Origin of the sequence: Xanthomonas vesicatoria ATCC 35937 (assembly GCF_001908725.1) — a bacterium.
In the GTDB taxonomy this organism is placed as follows: Bacteria; Pseudomonadota; Gammaproteobacteria; order Xanthomonadales; family Xanthomonadaceae; genus Xanthomonas; species Xanthomonas vesicatoria.
This window is the reverse complement of record NZ_CP018725.1, coordinates 620609-645759: the sequence shown is the minus strand read 5'-3', so window position 1 is coordinate 645759 and position 25151 is coordinate 620609. Positions and strand designations below refer to the sequence as shown.

Annotated in this window: 22 protein-coding genes and 1 tRNA gene; 17 read left to right on the top strand and 6 right to left on the bottom strand. The window is 65.2% G+C overall.

Features of this window, described 5'->3' with window-relative positions; translation table 11 throughout:
* Positions 1-411: 411 nt before the first annotated feature.
* On the bottom strand, positions 412-1836 hold the full coding sequence (cysS, locus tag BJD12_RS02835; protein WP_042828594.1) for a cysteine--tRNA ligase: 1425 nt from the start codon (positions 1834-1836) through the stop codon (positions 412-414).
* A 156-nt stretch (positions 1837-1992) separates the two neighbouring features.
* Between cysS and BJD12_RS02830 the strand changes: the two genes are divergently transcribed.
* The 15 genes from BJD12_RS02830 to BJD12_RS02760 all read left to right on the top strand — a co-directional run bounded on the left by BJD12_RS02830 (position 1993) and on the right by BJD12_RS02760 (position 17102).
* Positions 1993-2505, top strand: coding sequence for a hypothetical protein (locus BJD12_RS02830; protein WP_005996827.1), 513 nt, complete (start codon positions 1993-1995; stop codon positions 2503-2505).
* Between the two features lie 308 nt (positions 2506-2813).
* Positions 2814-3833, top strand: coding sequence for an N-acetylornithine carbamoyltransferase (locus BJD12_RS02825; RefSeq protein WP_005996828.1), 1020 nt, complete (start codon positions 2814-2816; stop codon positions 3831-3833).
* Positions 3830-4300 carry an OsmC family protein gene (locus tag BJD12_RS02820; protein WP_039420314.1) on the top strand — a complete coding sequence of 157 codons (471 nt, stop codon included), beginning with the start codon at positions 3830-3832 and terminating at the stop codon, positions 4298-4300. Before BJD12_RS02825 ends, BJD12_RS02820 begins: the two co-directional genes overlap by 4 nt.
* Before the next feature lie 30 nt (positions 4301-4330).
* Positions 4331-5524 (top strand): argininosuccinate synthase, encoded by a 1194-nt coding sequence (locus BJD12_RS02815; RefSeq protein WP_005996830.1) that lies wholly within the window; start codon positions 4331-4333, stop codon positions 5522-5524.
* A 192-nt stretch (positions 5525-5716) separates the two neighbouring features.
* Positions 5717-6169 carry a GNAT family N-acetyltransferase gene (locus BJD12_RS02810; RefSeq protein WP_005996831.1) on the top strand — a complete coding sequence of 151 codons (453 nt, stop codon included), beginning with the start codon at positions 5717-5719 and terminating at the stop codon, positions 6167-6169.
* Positions 6170-6175: 6 nt separating this feature from the next.
* Positions 6176-7276, top strand: a complete 1101-nt coding sequence (locus BJD12_RS02805; protein WP_005996832.1) for an acetylornithine deacetylase — start codon at positions 6176-6178, stop codon at positions 7274-7276.
* Positions 7277-7325: 49 nt separating this feature from the next.
* Complete coding sequence (locus BJD12_RS02800; protein WP_005996834.1) at positions 7326-8669, top strand: acetylglutamate kinase; 1344 nt, start codon at positions 7326-7328, stop codon at positions 8667-8669.
* A 5-nt stretch (positions 8670-8674) separates the two neighbouring features.
* Entirely contained in the window at positions 8675-9286 is a 612-nt protein-coding gene (locus tag BJD12_RS02795; protein ID WP_005996835.1) for a GNAT family N-acetyltransferase, read from the top strand.
* A complete protein-coding gene (gene argC / locus BJD12_RS02790) occupies positions 9283-10233 on the top strand; it encodes an N-acetyl-gamma-glutamyl-phosphate reductase (protein ID WP_005996837.1) in 951 nt (316 codons plus the stop codon). Before BJD12_RS02795 ends, argC begins: the two co-directional genes overlap by 4 nt.
* A 109-nt stretch (positions 10234-10342) precedes the next feature.
* A complete protein-coding gene (locus BJD12_RS02785) occupies positions 10343-11638 on the top strand; it encodes an argininosuccinate lyase (RefSeq protein ID WP_005996839.1) in 1296 nt (431 codons plus the stop codon).
* Positions 11638-11991: a cupin domain-containing protein gene (locus BJD12_RS02780; RefSeq protein ID WP_005996841.1), complete on the top strand. Its 354-nt coding sequence runs from the start codon at positions 11638-11640 to the stop codon at positions 11989-11991. The genes BJD12_RS02785 and BJD12_RS02780 overlap by 1 nt, the downstream gene beginning before the upstream one ends.
* A complete protein-coding gene (locus BJD12_RS02775; protein ID WP_005996843.1) occupies positions 11991-12251 on the top strand; it encodes a YciI family protein in 261 nt (86 codons plus the stop codon). The genes BJD12_RS02780 and BJD12_RS02775 overlap by 1 nt, the downstream gene beginning before the upstream one ends.
* A 13-nt stretch (positions 12252-12264) precedes the next feature.
* Positions 12265-13416: a glutamate 5-kinase gene (proB, locus tag BJD12_RS02770; RefSeq protein WP_005996844.1), complete on the top strand. Its 1152-nt coding sequence runs from the start codon at positions 12265-12267 to the stop codon at positions 13414-13416.
* Between the two features lie 123 nt (positions 13417-13539).
* Complete coding sequence (locus BJD12_RS02765) at positions 13540-14784, top strand: glutamate-5-semialdehyde dehydrogenase (protein ID WP_005996846.1); 1245 nt, start codon at positions 13540-13542, stop codon at positions 14782-14784.
* 404 nt (positions 14785-15188) lie between these two features.
* Positions 15189-17102, top strand: coding sequence for a CocE/NonD family hydrolase (locus BJD12_RS02760; RefSeq protein WP_005996847.1), 1914 nt, complete (start codon positions 15189-15191; stop codon positions 17100-17102).
* Here BJD12_RS02760 and BJD12_RS02755 read toward each other — a convergent pair.
* From BJD12_RS02755 to BJD12_RS02735, 5 genes are all read right to left on the bottom strand, one after another.
* Entirely contained in the window at positions 17083-18309 is a 1227-nt protein-coding gene (locus tag BJD12_RS02755) for a CynX/NimT family MFS transporter (RefSeq protein WP_039420306.1), read from the bottom strand. The two genes, BJD12_RS02760 and BJD12_RS02755, sit on opposite strands and share 20 nt — an antisense overlap.
* A 123-nt stretch (positions 18310-18432) precedes the next feature.
* A tRNA-Pro gene (locus tag BJD12_RS02750) sits at positions 18433-18509 on the bottom strand.
* Positions 18510-18563: 54 nt separating this feature from the next.
* Positions 18564-18680 (bottom strand): cytochrome bd-I oxidase subunit CydX, encoded by a 117-nt coding sequence (gene cydX, locus BJD12_RS02745; protein WP_005996851.1) that lies wholly within the window; start codon positions 18678-18680, stop codon positions 18564-18566.
* Positions 18681-18762: 82 nt separating this feature from the next.
* Positions 18763-19914: a cytochrome d ubiquinol oxidase subunit II gene (gene cydB / locus BJD12_RS02740; protein ID WP_005996853.1), complete on the bottom strand. Its 1152-nt coding sequence runs from the start codon at positions 19912-19914 to the stop codon at positions 18763-18765.
* A 16-nt stretch (positions 19915-19930) separates the two neighbouring features.
* Positions 19931-21538 (bottom strand): cytochrome ubiquinol oxidase subunit I, encoded by a 1608-nt coding sequence (locus BJD12_RS02735; protein WP_005996854.1) that lies wholly within the window; start codon positions 21536-21538, stop codon positions 19931-19933.
* 174 nt (positions 21539-21712) lie between these two features.
* Here BJD12_RS02735 and cydD point away from each other — a divergent pair, with 174 nt between their 5' ends.
* Together cydD and cydC are read left to right on the top strand one after the other, a co-directional pair.
* Positions 21713-23428, top strand: coding sequence for a thiol reductant ABC exporter subunit CydD (gene cydD / locus BJD12_RS02730; RefSeq protein ID WP_228862249.1), 1716 nt, complete (start codon positions 21713-21715; stop codon positions 23426-23428).
* Positions 23425-25101, top strand: coding sequence for a thiol reductant ABC exporter subunit CydC (cydC, locus tag BJD12_RS02725; RefSeq protein ID WP_005996856.1), 1677 nt, complete (start codon positions 23425-23427; stop codon positions 25099-25101). The genes cydD and cydC overlap by 4 nt, the downstream gene beginning before the upstream one ends.
* The last annotated feature ends 50 nt before the right edge of the window (positions 25102-25151 follow it).

Sequence of the window (25151 nt, the reverse complement as noted above, 5' to 3'; positions counted from 1 at the left end):
GTCATGCGCGTTTGACGTGGAGGTGTGCAATGGCGGTTTCAGGGGCTGAGTAGAGTGTTGAACTCGGGCATCGCCCCTCTCCCGCCGGGAGAGGGGTTGGGGTGAGGGTACGGACGAAGTCACGTGCATTCACGTCTCTCATGAGGCTTGGCCCGCACCTTCATCCGGCGCTGCGCGCCACCTTCTCCCGGTGGGAGAAGGGGAGGTCATGCGCGTTTGACGTGGAGGTGTGCAATGGCGGTTTCAGGGGCTGAGTAGAGTGTTGAACTCGGGCATCGCCCCTCTCCCGCCGGGAGAGGGGTTGGGGTGAGGGTACGGGCTAAGTCACGTGCGTCAACGTTTCTCATGAGGCTTCGCCCGCACCCTCATCCGGCGCTGCGCGCCACCTTCTCCCGAAGGGAGAAGGGAGGGTCATGCGCGCTTCCAGCGCACGCCTTGCGGGGTGTCTTCCAGCACGATGCCTTCGTCGGCGAGCTGCTTGCGGATGGCGTCGGCGCGGGCGAAATCCTTGGCTTTCTTCGCCGTGCTGCGTTCTTCGACCAGGGCAGTGATGCGCGCATCGTCGCCGGCATTGGTGCCGCGCGCGAACCAGGCAGCCGGGTCCTGCTGGAGTAGCCCGAGTGCCAGGCCTGCGCCCAGCAACCGGGTTTTGATCTCACGCAGTTCGGCACGGCGCGCCGATATGTCTGCACCGTGGGTCACTTGATTACGCAGTGCACGCGCCTCTGCAGCGATGCTGGCGATGATCGACAAGGCCTGCGGCGTGTTGAGGTCGTCATCCAGCGCAGCCTCCACTTCGGCGGGAATCGCTGGTGATGCGCTACCGTCCGGTGCGTCGCCTGCGTCCAGCGCGGCCACATCCCGCAACGTTCCGTACAATCGGTCCAGCGTGTTCTTGGCCTGTTCGATCAAGCCGTCCGACCAATCCAGCGGCTGCCGGTAGTGCGCGCTCACCAGCGCAAGACGCAGCGCTTCAGGCGGATGCTTTGCGATCAGGTCGTGCACGGTTTCGATATTGCCCAGCGACTTGCTCATCTTGGCGCCGCTGAAGTTGAGCATGCCGTTGTGTAGCCAGAACCGCGCAAAGGTAGCGCCGCCATGCGCGCATTCGCTTTGCGCGATTTCGTTTTCGTGATGCGGGAACTGCAGGTCCACGCCACCGGCATGGATGTCGATGGTCGGGCCCAGGTGGGCAGCGGCCATTGCCGAGCATTCGATATGCCAGCCGGGACGGCCGCGGCTCCATGGCGACTCCCAGCCGGGCAGGTCGTCGGTGGACGGCTTCCAGAGCACGAAATCGCCCGGGTCGCGCTTGTACGGCGCCACGTCCACGCGTGCGCCGGCCAGCATTTCGTCCGGGTCGCGGCGCGACAGCTTGCCGTAGCCGTCGAAACTGGCCACCGCAAACAGCACATGGCCTTCTGCGGCGTATGCATGGCCGTTTGCGATCAGCTGCTCGATCATCGCCACGATCTGTGGAATATGCGCGGTGGCTTCCGGCTCGATGTCCGGCGGTACCACGCCCAGCGCGGCCATGTCCTGGCGGTAGATCGCGGCGAAGCGGTGGGTGATGGTGGAGATCGGCACGCCCTGCGCCTGTGCGGCGGCGTTGATCTTGTCGTCCACATCGGTGATGTTGCGTGCGTAGCGCAGCGCGCCATAGCGGCGGCGCAGCAGCGCGGCCAGCACGTCGAAGACCACCGGGCCACGGGCGTTGCCGATATGCGCGTAGTTGTAGACGGTGGGGCCGCACACATACAGGGTGGGGCAGGACGGGTCGAGCGGCGCGAACGGTTCGACCCGCCGCGTCAGATTGTTGTGCAGGCGCAGGCTCATCGGCATCTGAAAAAGGGTAACCGCGCGATTCTAGCCCCTTGCGCCAAGTTGGCGAACCGGCGCGCCGACACCGGCGACCGGATGGGCTGCGTTCAGCCCCGGAGATCGCAAGCTCCATACACTTACGTATTGCCTGGCTTCGCCACTTCGGTCCTGATGCGACTTCTTCTGTTTCCCACGCTGTGTGTGTTGGTCTGGCAGGCAGTGCCGGCACATGCGGCAGAGCCCGATGTCAAAAACCGGGTCGTCGTGATCGAAAACGTCAAGCTGGATTACGCGCAGGTGCTCAACGTCGAGCCGGTCTATCAGACCCTGCGCGCCACCCGTATCGAAGAACAGTGCGAGGCGGAGCAGGCGGCGTCGGTGCCGGTCGCGGCGGTCGATGACGAAGGCCGCATCACCCGCATGGTGGATTCGGTCAAGGAAATGTTCTCGCGGCGGCCCGAGCCAGCCACGCCGGCAGCAGTGCCGCCGACCAGTACCCGCCGCAACTGCAAGGTCGTCGAAGTGCCGCGCGAGTTCCGGCGCCCGATCGCCTTCGACGTGGACTACGTTTACAAAGGCACCAAGTACCGCTCGCGGCTGCCGGAAGACCCGGGAAACCGGCTGCGCATCCGGGTCTCGGTGACCCCGTACATTCCCGACGCCATCGTCGCGCCGCCGCACTGACGTGCAGGGCGGTTGCGCCGTGCACGCATGCATGCGAGGATTCGCGCCCTATGCAGGCAATCCCATTTCAGCACGACACCAGCGCCGCCCGGATGGCCTCCGGCATGACCTCGCGTGCCCGCCGACCGGAATCCCACATTTTCGCTGGGTAACCGGGGCGTTTTGCTGTCCGTTCTGAAAACCCAGCCCACCGGCTGGGTTTTTTCGTTTTGGCGTCACAAAAGTTTCAATCGCAAGAAACGCGCATGTCGCGCACCCGTCGCTCCTGGCGGACCACGCAGCAGAAGCACGCAGCAAAGGATCGATCGATGTCACTGAAGCACTTCTTGAACACCCAGGACTGGAGCCGCGCCGAACTGGACGCGTTGTTGACCCAGGCCGCGTTGTTCAAACGCAACAAGCTGGGAAGCGAGCTGAAGGGCAAGTCGATCGCGCTGGTGTTTTTCAACCCGTCCATGCGCACCCGCACCAGCTTCGAGCTGGGCGCGTTTCAGCTGGGTGGGCATGCGGTGGTGCTGCAGCCGGGCAAGGATGCGTGGCCGATCGAGTTCAACCTGGGTACGGTGATGGATGGCGACACCGAAGAGCACATCGCCGAAGTGGCGCGCGTGCTGGGCCGCTATGTCGATCTGATCGGCGTGCGCGCATTTCCGAAATTCGTCGACTGGTCCAAGGACCGCGAAGACCAGGTGCTCAAGAGCTTTGCCAAGTATTCGCCGGTGCCGGTGATCAACATGGAAACCATCACCCACCCGTGCCAGGAGCTGGCGCATGCGCTGGCGCTGCAGGAGCACTTTGGCACGCAAGACCTGCGCGGCAAGAAGTATGTGCTGACCTGGACCTATCACCCCAAGCCGCTGAACACCGCGGTGGCCAATTCCGCGCTCACCATTGCCACGCGCATGGGCATGGACGTGACCTTGCTGTGCCCGACACCGGACTACATCCTGGATCAGCGCTACATGGACTGGGCCGCGCAGAACGTGGCCGAAAGCGGCGGTTCGCTGCAGGTGAGCCACGACATCGACAGCGCCTATGCCGGCGCCGACGTGGTGTATGCCAAGAGCTGGGGCGCGTTGCCGTTCTTCGGCAACTGGGAGCCGGAGAAGCCGATCCGTGACCAGTACCAGCACTTCATCGTCGACGAACGCAAGATGGCGCTGACCAACAACGGCGTGTTCTCGCATTGCCTGCCGTTGCGTCGCAACGTCAAGGCCACCGACGCGGTGATGGATTCGCCCAACTGCATCGCCATCGACGAGGCGGAAAACCGCCTGCACGTGCAGAAGGCGATCATGGCGGCGCTGGTGGGTCAGGGCCGCCAGTGAGTCACCACACCCATCGCTATGCCGCCCGTGTGACCTGGACCGGCGACCGCGGGCAGGGCACGCATAGCTATCGCAGTTATGGGCGCGAACATGAAATCGCCATCGCCGGCAAGCCGTCGATCGCTGGTTCCTCCGACCCTGTGTTTCGCGGCGACGCGGGGCTGCACAATCCCGAGGACCTGCTGGTTTCCTCGTTGTCGGCCTGCCACATGCTGTGGTACCTGCACCTGGCTGCCGAGTCCGGCATCGTGGTGCGTGGTTATGTGGACGAAGCGATGGGAAGCATGTTGACCGACGCCGACAGTGGTCGCTTCAGTGAAGTGGTCCTCAAACCCACGGTGACAATTTCCGCCGGTGACCCGGCCACCGCCAGCGCGTTGCATCATCTCGCGCACCAGGCCTGTTTCATCGCAAATTCCGTCAACTTCCCGGTGCGCTGCGAGCCGCGCATCGTGGTGGCGGACTAACTTTTCTCCCTTGCCCCCAGGAACTTCGTCATGAGCAGCAAAGATATCGTCCTCGCCTTCTCCGGTGGCCTCGACACCAGCTTCTGCATCCCGTACCTGCAGGAGCGCGGCTACGCAGTGCACACCGTGTTCGCCGATACCGGCGGCGTGGATGCCGAAGAACGCGATTTCATCGAAAAGCGCGCCTCCGAGCTAGGCGCCGCCAGCCATGTCACCGTCGATGGTGGCCCGGCGATCTGGGAAGGCTTCGTCAAGCCGTTCGTGTGGGCAGGCGAGGGTTACCAGGGCCAGTACCCCTTGCTGGTGTCGGACCGTTACCTGATCGTCGATGCCGCGCTCAAGCGCGCCGAAGAGCTGGGGACGCGCATCATTGCGCACGGCTGCACCGGCATGGGCAACGACCAGGTGCGTTTCGACCTGGCGGTGAAGGCATTGGGCGATTACCAGATCGTCGCGCCGATCCGCGAAATTCAGAAAGAACACACCCAAACCCGCGCCTACGAGCAAAAGTATCTGGAAGCACGTGGCTTCGGCGTGCGCGCCAAGCAGCAGGCCTACACCATCAACGAGAACCTGCTGGGCCTGACCATGTCCGGCGGCGAAATCGACCGCTGGGAGGCGCCGGGCGAGGGTGCGCGCGGCTGGTGCGCCCCGCGCAGCGCGTGGCCGACCGAAGCGCTGACGGTGACCTTGAAGTTCGTCGAAGGCGAAGCGGTGGAACTGGACGGCAAGCCGCTGCCGGGCGCCAAGATCCTGGCCAAGCTCAACACCTTGTTCGCGCAGTACGGCGTGGGCCGTGGCGTGTACACAGGCGACACCGTGATCGGCTTGAAGGGGCGCATCGTGTTCGAAGCGCCGGGCCTGATCTCGCTGCTCACCGCGCACCGTGCGCTGGAAGATGCGGTGCTGACCAAGCAGCAGAACCGCTTCAAGCCGGACGTGGCGCGCAAGTGGGTGGAGCTGGTGTACGAAGGCTTCTATCACGACCCGCTCAAGACCGATATCGAAGCGTTCCTGAAGTCGTCGCAGTCCAAGGTCAACGGCGAAGTGACGCTGGAAACCCGCGGCGGCCGCGTCGATGCGGTGGCGGTGCGTTCGCCGCACCTGCTCAACACCAAGGGCGCCACCTACGCACAGTCGGCTGACTGGGGCGTGGAAGAGGCCGAGGGTTTCATCAAGCTGTTCGGGATGAGCTCGACGCTGTATGCCCAGGTGAATCGCTGAGGATCTGACGCTCCTTTCCCTCCGGGAGAGGGGTGGGGGTGAGGGGACGTGCGAAGCCCGGCAAGGTTCGATTGCACGATGTGTCGTCCGCCTCCTCATCCGCCTTGCAACAGCCGATTTCCCCAGGTCTCGCCCGTACCCTCATCCGCCCCTTTTAGGGCACCTTCTCCCGGTGGGGAAGACGTTGTCGCGATGGAACCCATGACCGCACTGCGCATCAGCACCGACAAGCAGGAACTGGATCTGCGCGTGATCCATCGCTTTCTCAGCGAGCAGGCCTATTGGTGCCTGGGTATCCCGCTGGACACGGTGCAGCGGGCGATCGCCGGTTCGCTGTGCTTCGGCGGCTATGTCGCGGGCGCAGGGCAGGTCGCGTTCGCGCGGGCGATCACTGACGGCGCGACCTTCGCCTATCTGGCCGACGTGTTCGTGCTAGACGCATACCGCGGGCGCGGCTACAGCAAGCAGCTGGTGGCAGCGATCATGGCTCACCCGCAGTTGCAGGGCTTGCGCCGCTTCATGCTCGCCACCTCAGACGCGCATGCGCTTTACGCCCAGTACGGCTTTGCCGTGCCGACACGCCCGCACTTGCTGATGGAGATTGCCCATCATGACCTTTACCGCACCAGTCCCCCGGCTGCCTGACCTGCCATGACCGACCTGCTCCAATCCACCCTCCAACACCTGGAAAAGCTGGTGTCCTTCGACACCCGCAATCCGCCGCGTGCGATCGCTGCCGAGGGCGGCATCTTCGATTACCTGCGTGCGCAGCTGCCCGGTTTCCAGGTCGAGGTCATCGACCACGGCGCCGGTGCGGTGAGCCTGTACGCAGTGCGCGGCACGCCAACGTATCTGTTCAACGTGCATCTGGACACGGTGCCGGATTCGCCCCATTGGAGTGCCGACCCACACATGATGCGACGTACCGAGGACCGGGTGATCGGCCTGGGCGTGTGCGATATCAAGGGCGCCGCAGCGGCCTTGATCGCAGCCGCTAATGCCGGCGATGGCGATGCCGCGTTCCTGTTTTCGTCCGACGAAGAAGCCAATGACCCGCGCTGCATCGCTGCGTTTCTGGCGCGTGGGGTACCCTACGAGGCGGTGCTGGTGGCCGAGCCGACCATGAGCGAGGCAGTGCTCGCGCATCGCGGCATCAGCTCGGTGTTGATGCGCTTTGCCGGCCGTGCCGGGCATGCTTCCGGCAGGCAGGATCCGTCCGCTAGCGCCTTGCATCAAGCGATGCGGTGGGGCGGCAAGGCGCTGGATCATGTCGAGTCGCTGGCGCATGCACGCTTTGGCGGTTTGACGGGTTTGCGCTTCAATATCGGCCGCGTCGATGGTGGTATCAAGGCCAACATGATCGCGCCGGCGGCCGAGCTGCGCTTCGGGTTTCGTCCGTTGCCGTCGATGGACGTGGACGGCTTGCTGGCCACCTTTGCCGGCTTTGCCGATCCAGCGGCAGCGCATTTCGAAGAAACCTTTCGCGGGCCGAGCCTGCCGTCGGGCGACATCGCGCGTGCCGAAGAGCGTCGCCTGGCCGCACGCGATGTGGCCGATGCGCTGGATCTGCCGATCGGCAACGCGGTGGACTTCTGGACCGAAGCCTCGTTGTTTTCGGCTGGTGGCTACACCGCACTTGTCTATGGGCCGGGCGACATCGCCCAGGCACATACCGCCGACGAGTTCGTGACGCTGGAGCAGTTGCAGCGTTACGCCGAATCGGTCCATCGCATCATCAACGGCGCGCACTGACGCCGATTCCTGCGCCCCGGCGCATCCTTATCCTCTATCGATCACGGCAATGTCCCTCTCCGCACAGCCCCACAAACAGACCCGCCAGACCATCGTGCGCCTGCTTTCGAGCATGGCCAGCGCCAAGGAAATCAGCCAGTACCTCAAGCGTTTTTCGCAGGTGGACGCCAAGCGCTTTGCAGTGGTCAAGGTGGGCGGCGCGGTCCTGCGCGACGACCTGGACGCGCTGACGTCGTCGCTGTCGTTCCTGCAGGAAGTGGGCCTGACCCCGATCGTGCTGCATGGCGCGGGCCCGCAGCTGGATGCGGAGCTGTCTGCGGCGGGCATCGAAAAGCAGACCGTAAACGGCTTGCGGGTGACCTCGCCGGAAGCGCTGGCGATCGTGCGCAAGGTGTTCCAGGTCTCCAACCTCAAACTGGTGGAAGCGCTGCAGCAGAACGGTGCGCGCGCCACTTCCATCACCGGTGGCGTGTTCGAGGCTGAGTATCTGGACCGCGACACCTATGGCCTGGTCGGTGAGGTCAAGGCGGTGAATCTGGCACCGATCGAAGCCAGCCTGCAGGCCGGCTCGATCCCGGTGATCACCAGCCTGGGCGAGACACCGAGCGGGCAAATCCTCAACGTCAATGCGGATTTTGCCGCCAACGAGCTGGTGCAGGAACTGCAGCCGTACAAGATCATTTTCCTCACCGGCACCGGCGGGCTGCTGGATGCCGATGGCAAGCTGATCGATTCGATCAACCTGTCCACCGAATACGATCACCTGATGCAGCAGCCGTGGATCAATGGCGGGATGCGGGTCAAGATCGAGCAGATCAAGGACTTGCTCGATCGTTTGCCGCTGGAATCGTCGGTGTCGATCACCCGGCCGGCGGATCTGGCCAAGGAACTGTTCACCCACAAGGGCTCCGGCACGCTGGTCCGGCGGGGCGAGCGCGTGCTGCGCGCGACCTCGTGGGATCAGCTGGATCTGCCGCGGCTGACGTCGCTGATCGAATCGAGCTTCGGCCGCACCCTGGTGCCGGATTACTTCGCCACTACCACGCTGCTGCGCGCCTACGTCAGCGAGAACTATCGCGCTGCGGTGATTCTTACCGACGAAGGCCAGTTCGGTGCCGGCCGGCTGACGTATCTGGACAAGTTTGCCGTGCTCGACGATGCGCAAGGCGAGGGCCTGGGCCGTGCGGTGTGGAATGTGATGCGCGAGGAGACCCCGCAGCTGTTCTGGCGCTCGCGCCACAACAACCAGGTCAACATTTTCTACTACGCCGAATCCGACGGCTGCATCAAGCAGGAAAAATGGAAGGTGTTCTGGTACGGGCTGGAGAATTTCGAGCAGATCCAGCATTGCGTGGCGCACTGCGCGACACGTCAGCCGACGTTGCTGGGCTGAGCGCAATGACACCCGTTGCCCTGCCACCGGCCTGGAGCGAGATGCCCGTCTTGCGCGGGCAGCACGCCACCGTGGAGCCGCTGCAGCCGGCGCATGCCGATGGCCTGCGTGCGGCACTGGGCGACGGCGCGTTGTCGCGTCTGTGGTACACCGGCGTGCCGGCACCGGCCCAGGTCGATGCCTACCTCGCAGCGGCACTGGCGGCACGCGCCGATGGCACGGCGTTGCCGCTAGCGGTGCGCGATGCGGCCGGTGACATCGTCGGCTGCACGCGTTACTACGCGCTGGATGTCGCCGTGCCCCGGCTGTCGATCGGCTACACCTGGTACGCACCGCGCGTGCAGCGCAGCGGCGTCAATACCGAAGCCAAGCTGATGCTGCTGCAATACGCCTTCGAAACGCTGGGCTGCCTGAGCGTGGTGTTCGAAACCAGCTGGTTCAATCACACCTCGCGTGCGGCGATTGCGCGACTGGGCGCAAAGCAGGACGGCGTATTGCGCAATCACACCCGCCACGCCGACGGTACGCCGCGCGATACCGTGGTGTTCTCCATCATCGATACGGAATGGGCCGGGGTGAAACGACACCTGCAGTTCCGCCTGGAAGCAAACGCATGAGTGTTCAAGCAACAACCATCGGCATCGTTGGCGCCCGCGGGCATACCGGTTCGGAACTGATCAAGCTGGTGGCGGCACATCCGCACCTGCAGTTGGTGTTCGTGTCCTCGCGCGAACTGGCCGGGCAGGCGGTGGCCCAGCACAACGACGGCTATCGTGGCGATCTGCGGTTCGAAAGTCTGGACGCCGACGCAGTGGCTGCCAAGGGCGCCGACGTCGTGATCCTGGCGCTACCCAACGGCAAGGCCGAGCCGTTCGTGGCCGCAATCGATGCGCGCCGGCCGCAGACGCTGCTGATCGATCTGTCGGCGGACTATCGTTTCGACCCGACGTGGTATTACGGCTTGCCCGAGCTCACCCGTGGCGGCTATGCAGGGCAGCGCCGCATCAGCAACCCGGGCTGCTACGCCACCGCGATGCAGTTGGCGATCACCCCATTGCTGGATCAGCTGGCCGGCCCGCCGCAGTGCTTTGGCGTGTCTGGTTACTCCGGTGCGGGGACGACCCCGTCGGACAAAAACAATCCCGAACTGCTCGCCGACAACCTGATGCCGTATGCCTTGACCAACCACATGCACGAGCGCGAAGTCTCCGCGCAGTTCGGTGTGCCGGTGGAGTTCATGCCGCATGTGGCGCCGCATTTTCGCGGCATCACCATGACCGTCAACCTGTGGCTGCAGCAACCGCTGACGCGTGAGCAGATCCAGGCGCGTTACGCGCAGCGTTATGCAGGCGAGCCGCTGATCGAGCTGGTCGACGAGGCGCCCTGGGTGAGCCGCATTGCGGGCAAACACGGCGTGCAGATTGGCGGAATCACCCTGGCGCCCGGCAACAAGCGCGTGGTGGTGGTGGCGACGCTGGACAACCTGCTCAAGGGCGCAGCGACCCAGGCCATGCAGAACCTCAACCTGGCCTTGGGCTGGGACGAATTGACCGCGATTCGTTGATGCTAGCCCCTCGCGGAGCCCGTACATCAATGATGCGAGTCCCTCGCAAAAGCCCGCACATCCATGTGCGGGGATTTAAATCAGACGATTTATCTTGAGACGCTTTCCGATGACCAATTTGTTGTGGCAAAAACCCGGTGTTGCGGTAGACGCCAAGATCCAGACCTTCCTGGCCGGCGACGACGTGATCCTGGATCGCGAGTTCTTCCTGCACGACATCGCGGCCAGCAAGGCGCATGCGCAGGGGCTGCAGCACATCGGCATCCTGTCGTTGCAGGAGCTGGGCGGCTTGAGTGAGCAGCTCGATCTGTTGGCGGCCGATTTCCGCAGCGGCGCGTTCGTGCTCGATGAGCAGTACGAAGATTGCCATTCGGCGATCGAAGCGCGCTTGACCGAACGCCTGGGCGATGCCGGCCGCAAGATCCACACCGGACGCAGTCGCAACGATCAGATTCTGGTCGCCACGCGTCTTTGGTTGAAGGACAAGCTGCAGCGTGTAGCCGAACTCAGCCGCGAGATCGCCAAGGTGGCGCTGGACCGCGCACAGGCCGAAGGCGCATTGCCGGTGCCCGGCTACACGCATATCCAGCGTGCGGTGGTGTCGTCGGCGGGCATGTGGTGGGCGGGCTGGGCAGAGGCGTTTATCGATAACGCCGTGCGCGCGACCGATACCTTGCGCCTGGTGGACAGCAACCCGCTCGGCACCGCCGCTGGCTACGGCGTCAATCTGCCGCTGGATCGTGCGCACACCACCGCCGAGCTCGGCTTTGCACGTCTGCAGGTGTCGCCGATCTACGCGCAGCTTTCGCGCGGCAAGTACGAGCTGGCCGCGCTCGAAGCCCTTGGCAGCGCCACCCTGGACCTGCGGCGTATCGCCTGGGACTTGTCGCTGTTCACCAGCGGCGAATTCGCGTTTGTTGCGTTGCCGGCGCAGTACACCACCGGCAGCTCGATCATGCCCAACAAGCGCAACCCGGACGTGATCGAACTGATGCGCGCCACCCACGCCAGCGTGGCCGCCGCGCGGACCGAGATCGAACAGCTGCTGTCGCTGCCCTCTGGGTACCACCGCGACCTGCAGAGCAGCAAGGGCGCCATCGTGCACGGCTTCGGGCGCGGCCTGGCGGCGCTGGAACTGCTGCCGGCCTTGTTGGCCAACCTGGAATGGCGCCCTGACAAGCTGCATGCGGCGATCGATTCAGGGATGTACGCCACCGACGTGGCGGTGGAAGCGGCGGTTGCCGGGGTGCCGTTCCGCGATGCCTACAAGGCGGCTGCCGAAGCGTCGGACACTGCGGGGCAGGGGCGCACGCCGGAAGGTAGCCTGGCTGCACGCGTTTCGCCCGGTGCTGCAGCCGATCTGCAACTGGATGTGTTGCGCGCCCGCTGGCAGGCGCTGGTCTGATGGCCATGATCAGCACCGACACCGCCGAGCATTACCCCTGGGGCGAGGCCAGCGATGGCTGGCACCTGTTGCGCGACCCCAACCTGAGCGTGCTCGAAGAGCATATGCCGCCCGGCGCAGCCGAATTGCGTCATCGCCACAGCCGCGCGCGGCACTTTTTTTACGTGCTGGCCGGCGAGGTGATGCTGCAGCTGGACGGCGAGCAGCATTTGCTGCGCGCGGGCCAGAGCCTGCATGTGCCGCCGGGTTCCACCCACCAGATGCACAATCTTTCCGACGAGCAGGCGCGCTTCCTGGTCATCTCCACACCGTTCGGTCGCAGCGAGCCAACACCCGACAAGGAGGCCGGCTGATGTCCACACGTTATCTGGTGCTGGCGATGCGCAAGCCGCAGTTCCCGGCCGATGTGGTGGAACCGCATCGTGCATTTCTGGAGACACTGCGTGCGGCCGGGCAGCTGGAGTTGACCGGTGGTTTCAGCGACGGTAGCGGCGGCGCCTATGTCTTGATCAACGTGGACAGCCTGGAGCAGGCGCAGCAGATCGTGGCGCGCGATCCGCTGGCGCTGCGCGGTGCCTCCACGCTGACCGTCCACGAATGGAAAACGCACTGAGCCTCTCGCCACGATGACCACGCCTGCGAACACCTCGCCGTTTATCGAGCAAGCGCTGCCACCGTGGCGACGCGCGGTGCTCAAGGTCGGCAGCAGCCTGCTCGCCGCAGATGGCGGTGGCCTGTCGCCGCGCTTTGCGCTGGGTCTGGCGCAGTTTGTCTCGGCCAATCTGGCGGCCGGGCGCGAGCTGGTGATCGTGTCGTCGGGTGCGGTGGCGGCCGGTCGGGCGATCCTGCCCAGAGCCGCCGAGGCCGGGGCACCGATCGCCGCGCGGCAGGCGCTGGCTGCGCTGGGGCAGGCGCAGTTGATCGCCCTGTGGCAACGCTTTTTCGAACGGCCGGTCGCGCAGGTGCTGCTCACCCATGACGATCTGCGCAACCGTCGCCGTTATCTCAATGCACGCGCCACCTTGGGCGAGTTGCTGCGGTTGGGTGCGCTGCCGGTGATCAACGAGAACGACACCGTGTCGGTGGACGAGCTCAAGCTGGGCGACAACGACAACCTGGCGGCGATCGTCGCCGCACTGGTCGATGCCGATGCGTTGTTCATCGCCACCGACATCGACGGTTTGTATAGCGCCGACCCGCGCAGCAACCCGTTGGCGCGGCCGCTCGACGATGTCCCCGAGCTCACGCCGCTGGTGATGGCGATGGCCGGCGGCAGCGGCAGCAGCGTGGGCACCGGCGGCATGCGCACCAAGCTGGAAGCCGCCGCCAAAGCCGGTGCGGCCGGTATCGAAACCTATCTGTTCAATGGACGCAGCAGCGAGGTGGTGCGCGGGCTGGCGCAGGATCGCCTATGCGGTACGCGTATCCACGCCGCGCACACGCGCATTGCGGCACGCAAGTACTGGCTACGCCATGCGCCGGTGGAAGCGGGCGCCATCCTAATCGATGCGGGCGCCGCAACCGCGTTGAGCGACAAGGGCGCATCGCTATTGCCGGGCGGCGTGGCCGGTGCCGAAGGCGACTTCCGTCGTGGCGACATGGTGGAGATCCGCCTGCGCGATGCCGATGGCGAGCGCTGTCTGGCGCGCGGTGTCAGCCAGTATTCGGCACTGGATATCCGCCGGATTGCGCGCCGTCACTCGCGCGAGATCGATGGCGTCCTCGGTTACAGCTATGGCGAGAACGTGGTGCATCGCGACGATTTGGTGCTGTTGTAGCGGGGAATCGAGAATCGGGAATCGCAACAGCGTTTCCAGCTCACTTTCCCGCTGCCGATTTCGTCGCAGTAAAGTGGTGGCGCCCGCTTTTACCATTCCCGATTCCCCACTCCCGGCCCCTCAATGACCATCAAATCCCTCGCCCTGCAATGTCGTGATGCCGCACAGGTGCTTTCGCAGCTTTCCGCGCAGGCCAAGCAGGATCTGCTCGAGGCGATGGCTGCCGCGCTGGAAACCGATGCGGCGTCGATCCTTGCCGCAAACGCGCGCGATCTCGAGGCCGCCCGCGCCAAGGGCACCGGCACGGCCATGCTCGATCGGCTGGCGCTGGACGACAAGCGTCTGGCCGGCATCGCTGCCGCGCTTCGTGATGTGGCGCAGTTACCCGACCCGGTGGGCCAGATTACCCGCGACGATGTCCGCCCCAACGGCATCCGCGTGCAAAAGGTGCGCGTGCCGCTGGGCGTGATTGCGATGATCTACGAGGCCCGTCCCAACGTCACCGCCGATGCAGCCGCGCTGTGCATCAAGGCGGGCAATGGCGTGATCCTGCGCGGCGGTTCCGAAGCGATCCATTCCAACACCGCAATCGCGCGCGCATTGCAGGGCGCATTGCGCGCAGCCAACGTGCCCGAAGCGGCATTGACGCTGGTCGAGGATCTGCGTCGCGAGACCATGCTGGAATTACTGCAACTCAGCGACATCATCGACCTGGCGATTCCGCGCGGCGGCGAAGGGCTCATCCGCTTTGTCGCCGAACACGCGCGCGTGCCGGTGATCAAGCATTACAAGGGCGTATGCCATCTGTTTGTGGATGCGTCGGCCGATATGGAGCGTGCCGTGCGCCTGTTGGTCGACGGCAAGGCCAGCCGGCCATCGGCCTGCAATTCGCTGGAAACGTTGCTGGTGCATGCGGACATCGCCGAGCGCTTCCTGCCGCTGGCCGCTGCTGCGCTACGCGCGCGCAACGTGGAGCTGCGTGGCGATGCGGCAACGCGCGCGGTGTTGCCCGAGATCGCGCCTGCCAGCGACGACGACTATGCCGCCGAATATCTGGATCTGATCCTGGCAATCCGCGTGGTTGCGGATCTGGAGACCGCACTGGCCCACATCCGCCAGTACGGCTCGGACCATACCGAAGTGATCGCCACCGAAAACGCCGCAAACGCCGAGCGCTTCGTGCACGCGCTGCGCTCGGCGGTGGTGATGGTCAACGCTTCTTCGCGCTTTTCCGATGGTGGCGAACTCGGCCTGGGCGCGGAGATCGGCATCTCGACCACGCGCCTGCATTCGTATGGGCCGATGGGCCTGGAGGCACTCACCGTGGAGCGTTTCGTAGTGCGTGGCGAGGGGCAGGTACGGCACTGACGCCGTCGGCAGTCGTTGGCGTGGCGCTCGTCTGCGCCGGCTGGCAGGTCCCCTGTGCGTTGCGAGGATTAGGCGCAGCGGTTAGCTCCCCTGCGGAGGTGGTTGGCCCCCGCGACCCGGTGTCCCAGCGGAGCCGCAGATACCCAAGGCAGCTCCGGCAGCACGGCCGCTGCAATGGGTAGGCATCGCACCGATTGACGTGTGCGCCGCATGTTCCAGGTCTGCGGAGCTCGCCACCACCTCAGGACAGGGGGCAGTGGCCGGCAGCGCCGCCTGGCCGTCAGTCAATCAGCGCGCCAGCCAGTCATGCCGCTGCACCCCGCCAACCACGACCTTTGACACTCCCCAGGCAGCCCGCTGCCTGCCTACAGTCGACGATTGCCCCGCACGTTCCGGAGTTGTCGATGCGCCGCTTCGCTGTCTGCCTGCTTGCCACCGCCATTGCTGCCGCCGCCGGCAGCGCCTTTGCACAGACCTCGCCGATGACGCCGGACATCACCGGCAAGCCGTTCGTGGCAAGCGACGCTGCCAACGACTACATCAAGCGCGAGGTGATGATCCCGATGCGCGATGGGGTGAAGCTGCATACCGTGATCGTGCTGCCCAAGGGCGCACGCCATGCACCGATGGTGCTGACGCGCACGCCCTACGACGCCAGTGGCCGTAGCGAGCGCCTGGCCTCGCCGCATATGAAGGATCTGCTGCCGCCCGGCGACGACGTCTTCGTCGAAGGCGGCTACATCCGCGTGTTCCAGGACGTGCGCGGCAAGTATGGCTCCGAGGGCGACTACGTGATGACCCGCCCGCTGCGTGGCGCGCTCAATCCCAGCGAGGTGGACCACGCCACCGATGCGTGGGACACCATCGACTGGCTGGTCAAGAACGTTGCCGAATCCAACGGCAAGGTCGGCATGATCGGCTCGTCCTACGAAGGGTTTACCGTGGTCATGGCGCTGACCAACCCGCATCCGGCGTTGAAGGTGGCTGCGCCGGAAAGCCCGATGATCGATGGCTGGATGGGCGACGACTGGTTCAATCACGGCGCCTTCCGCCAGGTCAACTTCGACTACTTCACCGGCCAGCTCAGCAAGCGCGGCAAGGGGGCCGGCATTCCGCGCCAGGGGCAGGACGACTACAGCAATTTCCTGCAGGCCGGGTCGGCCGGGGATTTCGCCAAGGCCGCCGGGGTGGAGCAACTCCCGTGGTGGCACAAGCTCACCGAACACGCGGCATACGATACGTTCTGGCAGGAGCAGGCGCTGGACAAGGTGATGGCGCGCACGCCGCTCAAGGTGCCCACGATGTGGCTGCAGGGCCTGTGGGACCAGGAAGACATGTGGGGCGCGATCCACAGCTACACGGCGATGGAGCCGCGCGACACGCGCAATACGCTCAACTATCTGGTGATGGGGCCGTGGCGGCACAGCCAGGTGAACTACGACGGCAGCTCATTGGGCGCATTGAATTTCGATGGCGACACCGCGCGTCAGTTTCGCCGTGATGTCTTGCGCCCGTTCTTCGACCAATACCTGGTCGATGGCGCGCCAAAGGCGAGCACGCCGCCGGTCTTCATCTATGACACCGGCGAGAACCGCTGGGATCGCCTGCAGTCCTGGCCGCGCAGTTGCGACAAGGGCTGTGCGTCGGCGAGCAAACCGCTGTATCTGCAGGCCGGCGGCAAGCTGTCCTTCGACAAGCCCGCTGCCGGGCAGGGCGCGTTTGAAGAATACGTGTCCGATCCCGCCAAGCCGGTGCCGTTCGCGCCGCGCCCGGTGGATTTTGGCGACCGCAGCATGTGGACCACCTGGCTGGTGCACGATCAGCGCTTTGTGGACGGCCGCCCGGATGTGCTGACCTTCGTCACCGAGCCGCTGACCGAGCCGTTGCAGATCGCCGGTGCGCCCGATGTGCATCTGCAGGCCTCGACCAGCGGCAGCGACAGCGACTGGGTAGTCAAGCTGATCGATGTGTACCCGGATGAGATGGCGTCCAGCCCCAAGATGGGCGGCTATGAACTGCCGGTGTCGCTGGCGATCTTCCGCGGGCGGTATCGCGAGAGTTTCAGCGCGCCCAAGCCGCTGGCGGCCAATCAACCGCTGGCGTTCGAGTTCGGCCTGCCCACCGCCAATCACACCTTCCAGAAAGGGCACCGGGTGATGGTGCAGGTGCAATCCAGCCTGTTCCCGCTGTACGACCGCAACCCGCAGACCTACGTGCCGAATATCTTTTTCGCCAAGCCGGGCGATTATCAAAAAGCTACCCAGCGGGTATACGTGACCCCGGAGCAGCCCAGCTACATCAGTCTGCCGGTGCGTTGACCGCCCGGGCGCCGCGTGTCGGCGGCGCCCACAGGTCTTCCAGCAGCTGCGGGCGGCAGACCACCCAAGCGGCGGCCAGCTGCACCACGATGCAGATCACCAGAAACACGAACGGCGAGGTCCAGCCGCCGCTGTGTGCATGCAGCCAGCCGAACAGGAACGGCCCCAGGCAGCTCACCGCATAGCCCACGCCTTGCGAGAAACCGGAGAGCGCAGCGGAGCCTGCGGCGGTGCGGCTGCGTTGGTTGACCAGCACCAGCGCCAGCGGGAAGGTGCTGGGGCCCAGGCCGAGCAAGGTCACCCACAGGATCGGCGCCGCCAGCGGTGCCCACCAGAGCCCGGCGAATGCGATCAGATGGCAGGCCGCGCACAGCAGCACGATCGGGTACGGGTTGCGCATGCGCACTGCCAAGGCCGGCATGGTCAACGCGCCGACCATGCCCAGCGCGGCGAACAACGCGACCATGGTGCCGCCGAACGCCGGCGAGGCACCGGCCTCGCGCAGCAGCGTGGGCAGCCAGGTGAACATCGAATAGGTGATCAGCGAGGTCATGCCGAAGGTCACCGCCATGCTCCAGCCAAGCGCAGTGCGCGCGACCCGTCCTTCGGCTTCGGAGGTTGGCGTGACCGGCGCCGGGCCGGTTGCGCGCAGACGGCCCTGGCTGCTCTGCACCAGCGCCCAAGCCACCAGGGCCAACAGCGCCGGCAGCACCCACACCACCATCGAGCTGCGCCAACCCAGCGCATCGGCTACCGGCACCGCCATCAATGCCGGCAGAAGGGTTCCGACCTGCAGCACGGTGATGTACAGGGTGCTGACGCGGCCCACGCAGTCGCCGAAATAGCGTTTCACCAACGGCGGCAACACCACATTGCCCATGCCCATGCCGGCCAATGCCACCAGTGAGCCGGCCAGCAGCCCGCCAGTGCCTGGCAGCAGCGGGCGCAACACCAGCCCGAGCGTGGCCAGCGCCATCGACACCAGTGCGGTACGCAGTAGGCCAAAGCGACGCAACACCGCGGGCGTTGCAACCCCGGTCAACGCAAATGCGGCGGTGGGCAACATGCCGAGCGCACCCATGGTGGGCGCGCCGAAGCCGTACTCGTGGGCGATGCGTTCCAGCAGCGGGGTCAGCGAGGTCACCGCGGTGCGCAGGTTGAACGCGGACAACAAAATGGCGGCCAGCACCAAGCCACGCCCACGCAATTGGGCGGACGAGGACGAGGCGACAGTGACAACAGACATGACAGACCATCCGCACCGTGCACATCCGTGCGACGGCGCCTGAAAACACAAAACCGGCACGAGGCCGGTTTTGTGTTTTGAAACTGGTCGGGGAGACAGGATTCGAACCTGCGACCTCTACGTCCCGAACGTAGCGCTCTACCAGACTGAGCTACACCCCGAAGGAGCCGCGTATGTTACATAGGGAATGAGGAATCGGCAAGCATCTACCGCAATTATTTTTCCTGCGGCTGATGCGCGCGCTCGGGCTCGCGCGCTTCGAACCACATGCCGTTGAGCACCGCGGCCAATGCCGCCAGACCGGTGCCGAGAATCCAGGCGAAGTACCACATCGTTGTGCTCCTGAAAAACGTTGATAGAGGCGGGGCCGAGCGCCGCTGCGACGCCGTGCTGGCGTCGCAGTAACCGCGTCAGCTAGTACGCATTGGGGTTGGACGACAGTTCGCCGGCAGTGACTTTGCCCTTGAGCACGCGGTACACCCACGCCGTGTAGGCCAGGATGATTGGCATGAACACGGTGGTGGCCAGCAGCATGATCCACAGCGTCAGGCGGCTGCTCGAGGCATCCCATAGCGTCAGACTGGCGCTTGGTGCGGTGGAAGACGGCAGCAGGAATGGGAACAATGCAAACCCAACTGTAAAAATGATGCCGATGATGGCGCTGCCCGAAGCGATGAACGCCAGGCCGCCGCGTCGCGTACGCAACAGCACTGCGCTCATCGCAAGCCCGAGCAGGCCTACCAAAGGCGCCATCAAGGTGGCCGGCATGCTGCTGTAATTGTGCAGCCAGCCACCGGCCGCCGTCAGTGCAGCGGTCTTGGCCAAGGGATTGGTCTGCGCATCGGTCGCCAGCACCGATGTCACCGCATAGCCGGGCAGGCCAAGTGCGACCCAGGCACCGGCCGCGGCAAACAACGCCACCGCGCCCATCGCGGCGATGCTACCGACACGCGCAGCGCGCTCGGCCACCGGGCCATCGGTCTTGAGTACCAGCATTGCCGCACCGTGGGCGAGCAGCATCGCCACGCTGAGCAGACCGGCGAGTAAAGCGAACGGCGTCAGCAGCCCGAATAGATTGCCGGCGTAGAACGTGCGCATGCTGTCGTCGAAATGGAACGGCACACCCAGCAAGACGTTGCCAACCGCCACGCCCATGATCAAGGCCGGAATGAAACCGCCGACAAACAATGCCCAGTCCCAGCTGTTGCGCCAGCGTTGGCCCACCAGTTTGCCGCGGAACTTGAAGCCGACCGGCCGCAGGATCAGTGCAAACAGGATCACGAACATCGCCAGATAGAATCCGGAAAAACTCACCGCATACAGCGGCGGGAACGCGGCGAAGATCGCGCCGCCGCCCAGGATCAGCCACACCTGGTTGCCTTCCCAGACCGGGCCGACGGTGTTGATCACCAGGCGGCGTTCGGCATCGTTTTTGGCAACGAAGGGCAGCAGCGCACCCACACCCAGATCGAAGCCACCCATCACTGCGTAGCCGGACAGCAGCACGCCGAGCAGCAGCCACCAGATCACGCGCAAGGTTGTGTAATCGAGCAGTATGAAATCCATGACGGTCTCTCCAGGGTTAGGGTGCGCTGCCGGCCACGGCGCCCGAGCTCAAAGGTGCACGAGCTTGCGGCACTGAGGGCGAGGCGCTGGGGTGGGTTGGCGGGAACAGCACGTCCGGGCCCTTGCGGATGGTCTTGAGCGACAACTTGATCGCAATCACCAGCAGCGTGGTGTACAGCGCGGTAAAGCCCACCAGCGTCATCACGATCTCGTACAGATCCAGGCCCGATGCGGCATAGAACGTTGGCAGCACGCCTTCCACCGCCCATGGCTGGCGACCGTATTCGGCCACGAACCAACCGCATTCGATCGCGATCCATGGCAGCGGCAGCGTCCACAACGCCAGGGTCAGGAACCAGCGTTTTTCCTGGAAGTTGTGCTTGCAGGCAAACCAGAACGCGATGGCGAAGAAGGCGATGAGATACACACCGATCGCCGCCATGATGCGGAAGGTCCAGAACAGCGGGAGCACGCGTGGCACGGTGTCCATCGCCGCCTGTGCGATCTGCTCGGGGGTGGCGTTGCCGATATCGTCGCGATAACGCTTGAGCAGCAGACCGTGGCCAAGGTCCTGCCAATGCGCATCGAAGACCTTGCGCGCTTCGGCATCGTTTTTGTTGGCGCGGATACGTTGCAGCGCGCCGTAGGCGATCTGCCCGCCGCGGATGCGATGCTCGGCGCGGCCCACCAATTCCAGAATGCCGGGAATCGGCTCATCCAATGAGCGGGTGGCAATCAGGCCCATCAGATACGGGATATTGATGGCATAGTCGTTGCGATGGGTTTGCTGATTGGGAATGCCGAAGGCGGTGAAATCGGCCGGTGCGGCTTCGGTCTCCCACATCGCTTCGATCGCGGCCAGCTTCATTTTCTGGTGCTCACTGGCGGCGTAACCGCTCTCGTCGCCGAGTACTACCACCGACAGCGACGACAGCAGGCCGAAAGCCGCAGCGACCGCAAACGAGCGGCGTGCCATCTCCAGGTGCTTGCCGCGCAGTAGGTAAAACGCGCTGATCGACATCACGAACACCGCGCCGAGCACGTAGCCGGCACTGACGGTGTGCACGAACTTGGCCTGCGCCACCGGGTTGAACAGCACCGCCATGAAATCCACCACTTCCATACGCATGGTGTCCGGGTTGAACACTGCGCCGGTGGGGTTCTGCATCCAGCCGTTGGCGATCAGGATCCACAACGCGGAGAAGTTGCTGCCCAATGCCACCAGCCAGGTGGTGATCAGGTGCTGCACCTTGCTCAGGCGATTCCAGCCCAGGAAAAACAGGCCCAGGAAGGTGGCTTCGAGAAAGAACGCCATCAGCCCTTCGATCGCCAGCGGCGCGCCGAAGATGTCGCCCACGTAATGGCTGTAGTACGACCAGTTCATGCCGAACTCGAACTCCATCACGATGCCGGTGCCGACACCCATGGCGAAGTTGATGCCGAACAACACGCCCCAGAACATGGTCATGCGCCGCCAGATCGGCTTGCCGGTCATGACGTAGACGCTTTCCATGATGCCGAGCAGGAACGACAGGCCCATGGTGAGCGGCGGGAAGATGAAGTGGTACATCGCGGTGACTGCAAACTGCAGCCGCGACAGTTCGACAACTGTCGAGTCGATCATGGCGGGATGGCCTGGTTGAGTATCGGTGAGGAACGTGGCGGATCATCTGCCGCTGCCGCGCCGCGCGCGTTGATCCAAATCAATGCGGCCCCGGTCGGGTGCGGCACACTGTCCATCCCGCAGCGGACAGTGGCGCCTTACAATCTCCCCGATGCACCGCCTGAAGAGAGCCATGTGAGCCAGCCCAGCGTGCAAGCCAGCGAAACGCCTGCCCAACGTCGTCAACGCGGCCAGTGGCTGGATGCGCTTGCCGCACCCGCTGCACGGGCCCGGCGGCTGTCCGGTGTGGCGATGGCGTTGTCTGGCGCGATGTTGCTCGTGCAATCGGCCGCCATTGCCTGGCTGGTGCAGGCGGTGCTGGTGCAGCACATGGCGCTGGCGCAGCTGCGCGATGTGGGGGTTGGACTGCTGCTCGCATTACTGGGGCGCGCCGTGCTCACCGCATGGGCGCAAGCGTTGACGGGCGAGGTGGCCGATGTGGCCAAGCGTGAACTGCGCGCACGTATCGCACACCGGCTTGTGCAGCATGGGCCGCTGTGGTTGCGCCGGCAACGCAGCGGCGAACTGGGCGAGTTGAGCCTGGCGCATACCGATGCGCTGGAAGGCTACTTCGTCGGCTATCAGCTGGCACGCACCGAGCTGATGCTGGTGCCGCCGGCGATCCTGATCGCGGTGTTTTCGGTCGATTGGGTAGTGGGCCTGGTGCTGTTGCTGACCGCACCGCTGATTCCGTTCTTCATGATGCTGGTGGGGTGGGGCGCAGAAGCTGCAGGGCGCGAGCAACTCGGCGAGCTGGCGCGGATGGGCGGGCACTTCGCCGATCGTCTGAAGGGGCTGGGCTTGCTGCGCGTGTATGGCCGCGGCCAGGCCGAATTAAGCGGCATTGCCGCAGCGGCCGAGGGCGTGCGCGAGCGCTCGCTAAAAGTTCTGCGCATCGCGTTCCTGTCTTCCACGGTGCTGGAATTCTTCGCCTCGGTGAGCGTGGCGATCGTGGCCCTGTACTTCGGCCTGAGCTATCTGGGCATGCTCAACCTGCACGGGCTGCCGTCGCTGGGCGCGGGCATGTTCTGCCTGCTGTTGGCGCCGGAATTCTTTGCGCCGTTGCGGCGCCTTGCAACGCACTACCACGACCGTGCCAATGCGCTGGCAGCCGTGAGCGAAGCCGAGCGGTTGCTGGAGGGTTTTGCCAACGAAGCCGATGCCAGTACCCCGGTTGCAGCGCCTGCACGCGCCTTGGAACCTGCACAGGCGCACGCGCCATTGCTGCAGGCGCGCGGCCTGGGGCTGCGTCCAGTTGGCGCGCCGCATACGGTGATCACGCAGTTTTCGTTGGATTTGCAGCCCGGGCAGCGCGTTGCGGTGATCGGTGCCAGCGGGAGCGGCAAGAGCACCTTGCTGGAAGGGCTGGCTGGCTGGCTGCCACCGGAAGCGGGCAGTGTAGCGCTGCGCCCGGGGACGCGTGTGGGCTATGCCACGCAGCGGCCCTACCTGTTTCACGGAAGCATTGCCGACAATCTGCGGGTGGCCGATCCGCAGGCCAGCAGCGCACGCCTCCACGCAGTGGCCGACGCCGCGCAGGTGCTGCGCTTTGCCGCGCAGTTGCCGGCCGGCCTGGACACGCGGATCGGCGAGCGCGGCTTTGGCCTGTCCGGTGGCGAAGCGCGGCGTGTGGCATTGGCGCGGCTGCTGCTGCGCGAGCCGGATCTGCTGCTGCTGGACGAACCCACCGCGTTTCTCGACCCGGACACCGAAGCCGAACTGCTGCGAACGCTGGGGATCTTCGCACGCGGTCGTGCGGTGGTACTGGCGACCCACAGCCCCGCAGTGATGCGCTGGGCCGATACGGTCATCGATCTGCATGGCGCCACCGTGATGGCGGGCGCGCCATGAGCGAGACTCGTCAAGATCGTCTGAGCGAGGTGTTTCGCCGGCATGCCTGGCGCCTGTTGCTGTCTGCGCTGTTGGTGCTGGTCACCATGCTGGCCGGGGTCGGCCTGTTGAGCCTGTCCGGCAGTTTTCTTACGGCGGCGGCATTGGCTGGCGTTGCCGGCATGGGCGCCGGCTTCAATTTCTTCTCGCCTTCGGCCGGCATCCGCGCATTGACCTTTGCGCGGATCGTGTCGCGCTATGGCGAAAAATTGATCGGCCACGATGCCACCTTGCGCATCGCCCGCGATTTGCGGGTGTGGTTCTTCCGGCGTGCGCTACCGCTTGCGCCGGGCCGGTTGTCGGCAACACGCACCGGCGATCTGCTGGCGCGCCTGATGTCCGACATCGGCGAAGTCGATGGCCTGAGCGTGCGCGCGCTTGCGCCGCTGACCGCGCTGCTCGGCATCTGGTTGGCCGGCGCGATTGCCGCTGCAGCGATCTATCCGCCTGCGGCCCTGTTGTTGCTGGTGCTGGGCGTGTTGATTGGCGGACTGGTGCCCTGGCAGGTCGCACGTGGTGGCGCGCAGCGCGAGCAGCTGCGTGCGCAGCAACGCACGGCGTTGCGCACGCAGGCGTTCGAAGGTCTGGAAGGTGCGGCCGACCTGGCTGCGGTCGATGCGCAAGGCACCTGGCTGCACCGGCTCGATGCCGCTGCGACGGACGTGGTGCACGGGGATCGCCTGCAGCGTCGTCGACTGATCGCCGGCAACCTGGTGCACGCGGTGTGCGGTGCCTTCGGTCTGGCCGGCATGCTGTGGCTCGCACTGCGCGCCGCCGAGCGTGCGCTGATTTCAGCGGAGATGGCTGCAGGCTTGGTGTTTCTGACCATGGCGCTGCTGGAGGTGTGGGCCGGTGCCGGACTGGCGTTGCAGGCGTTGCAGAGCGCGCGCGTCGCGGCCCGGCGCTTGCAGGCTATCGTCGATCAAGCCCCGTCGGCCAGCGACCCAGTGCGTGCGATCGACCTGCCACACATGGGCACACTGCACCTGCAGCAGGTGTCGTTTACGTGGCCCGGTGGGGTGCGGCCGGTGCTGCACGCGCTCGATCTTACGCTAGCGCCTGGCGAACGCATCGCCATCAGCGGCGATAGCGGCAGCGGCAAGAGCACGTTGTCGGCCTTGCTGCTGCGGCTCTGGGATCCGCAGGCCGGGCAGGTGAGTTACGCCGGCATCGATCTGCGTCACTGCGCCCAGGCACAATGGCATCGACGCATCGCCTGGCTGCCGCAGAACGCGCCGGTGTTTGCCGGTAGCGTGCGCGAGAACCTGGCCATCGGCGATGCCGATGCCGACGATGCCGCCATGTGGCAGGCATTGGAGCAGGTGCGCCTGCACGACTGGGCCAGCGCGCAACACGGTCTGGACACCTGGGTGGGCGAAAACGGCGCCACGCTTTCCGCAGGCCAGGCGCGCCGCCTTGCCCTCGCGCGTGCGCTGTTGCGCGATGCTCCTATGCTGCTGCTCGACGAACCCACCGACGGCCTGGACGTGGATACCGCACACGCCTTGCTGCTCGATCTGTCCGCCGCACTCGGCCAGCGCAGCCTGGTGATGATCACCCACGACAGCGTGCCTGCCGGCGTAGTGCAGCGGCGCTACCGGATGCGTGCCGGCGTGCTGGAGCCGCTGCCGTGAGACCTGCCTGGATCAGCGAGGGGTGTCGTGGCGGCCCGTGTGACATGCGT